This is a genomic window from uncultured Campylobacter sp. (assembly GCF_938040115.1).
GTDB lineage: Bacteria > Campylobacterota > Campylobacteria > Campylobacterales > Campylobacteraceae > Campylobacter_A.
The window spans coordinates 1-2,053 of the sequence record NZ_CALHXD010000160.1; the positions used below are offsets into that span (position 1 = coordinate 1).

Consider the following 2,053-nt stretch of genomic DNA (forward strand, 5'->3'; position numbering starts at 1 on the left):
TTCGCGGAGAAATCCATACCTATTCGCCCGCATTTAAAGACGAGGACATAGATGAGGTGCTCTCACTCTCAAAACACGTGGTTTTTAACTCCTTTGCACAGTGGGCTAAATTTAAAGAAAAAGCTCTGGCCGCAGGCGTTACCTGTGGGCTTCGCGTAAATCCCGAGCTCTCCGTCGCGCCGACTGACGCGTATAACCCGTGCGGTCGCTACAGCCGACTAGGCATCACTCGCGCAAATTTCGACGCTGACGCGCTTGATGGTATCACGGGACTGCATTTTCACGCACTTTGCGAGGAGAGCGCGCAGAGCCTGGAGACCGTGCTGATGGCGTTTGAGGAGAAATTCGGCGAGTTTATCCCGCGTATGAAGTGGGTAAATTTCGGCGGCGGACATCACGTCACCAAAGAAGGCTACGACGTCGATCTGCTCATAAGTTTGATCAAAAATTTCCGCGAAAAATATGGCGTCGAGGTCTACATAGAGCCCGGCGAAGCGGTGGGCTGGCAGACGGGATTTTTGGCCGCTTCGGTGCTTGATTTTGTGCAAAATGAAAAAACCATAGCGATCCTAGATGTCTCGGCCGAGGCGCATATGCCAGACACCGTGCTGATGCCCTACCGACCGGCCGTACGTGGCGAGAGCAGGGGCGGTAAATTTAGCTACCGTTTTGGCGGAAACACCTGTCTAGCCGGCGATATCGTGGGGCTTGATGCCGGCGAGCCCGAGTATAAATTTGATGCACCGCTAAGCGTGGGTGACAAAGTGATCTTTGAGGATCAGATCCATTACACGATCGTGAAAAACACGACCTTTAACGGCATCAAGTTGCCTGATTTGCTGCTTTTAAAAGAAAACGGCGAGCTTGTTATCGTGCGGGAATTCGGCTTTGAAGAGTATGAGAGGCGAAACTAAATTTGCCTCCTGAAACCGCGCCGTTTAGGATGCAAATTTGACATTTGAGAGTACCGTTTCGGCTGTGAATTTAATCAAATTTTACGTCGGGTTTTTGCCTGACATGCGCGTGCGCTAAACTCGTAGCTTTTCGGATTTAAATTTTCAAATTTAGTTTATTGTCCGTCAAATTTGCCGCAAATTTAATCCCAAACGAAGTTAAATTTAATATAAATAAAATCTAGCTTATATAAATGAATTAATATAACGGGTTATAAATTTGACCCCGATTTTGATAAAAAAGTGCCGCAACCGCCTAAAAATGCGTTGTTTTGACGCTAAGCTTGCATTACGTTATTTTTTGATATAATTTCATGAAAATCCGCAAAATTTAGCCTTTGGCTGGATGCCGACCACGACGAGCTTTTTAAGGCGGAAAACAAAACCAAAGGGAGATAGCATGACGAGAATTTTTAGTTTGCTTTCGGTTTTCGCCTGTTGGGCCTTCGCTATCGAGGCGAGTCCTAGCACGAACCAGTACCAGAGCAATATCTGGGCTGCGGGTAGAATCGAGAACATTAAGCCTTACGAAGACGGTTTGGGGCCGATTTTTACTTTTATTCAGGGTAACGACTACTTCGCTATAGCCGTTTTGTCGCTGATTTTAGCCGTGATTGGGGCATTTGCTTTGCATTTTTTGATTATCGGGCCAAAGCATTTTAGTCACGACGGAAACAAAGTCTATGCATTTAGCGTAATAGAGCGCGTCGCTCACGGGCTAGCCGCGATCTCGTGGATAGTACTAGTACCGACCGGTATCATCATGATGTGGGGTGCGGAGCTTGGCGGCGGAGCTTTCGTGAGATTTTGTAAAAATATTCACGGGTTAGCCACTATTATATTTGCGGTATCCGTATTACCGATGCTGATAGCTTGGACGAAAAGAATGCTACCGACGATCTACGACATCAGATGGATGCTGATCGTAGGCGGGTATCTTTCAAAAGTTAAGCGACCAGTGCCTGCGGGTAAATTTAATGCTGGTCAAAAAGCATGGTACTGGGTCGCTATCCCCGGCGGTATCGTGATGATACTAACCGGTGCCGCGATGTTCTTCTTAGATTTTAAAACGCCTGACGTCGCTACTTGGCTAGGCGTAC

At 47.2% G+C, this 2,053-nt stretch carries 2 protein-coding genes; both read left to right on the forward strand.

Annotated features, from left to right (window positions below; translation table 11 throughout):
• On the forward strand, nucleotides 1-914 hold a 914-nt coding region (gene nspC / locus Q0314_RS05635; RefSeq protein ID WP_298057415.1), incomplete at its 5' end, for a carboxynorspermidine decarboxylase.
• Between the two features lie 439 nt (nucleotides 915-1,353).
• Nucleotides 1,354-2,053 (forward strand): formate dehydrogenase subunit gamma (locus Q0314_RS05640; RefSeq protein ID WP_298057416.1); only part of this gene is annotated, 700 nt, incomplete at its 3' end.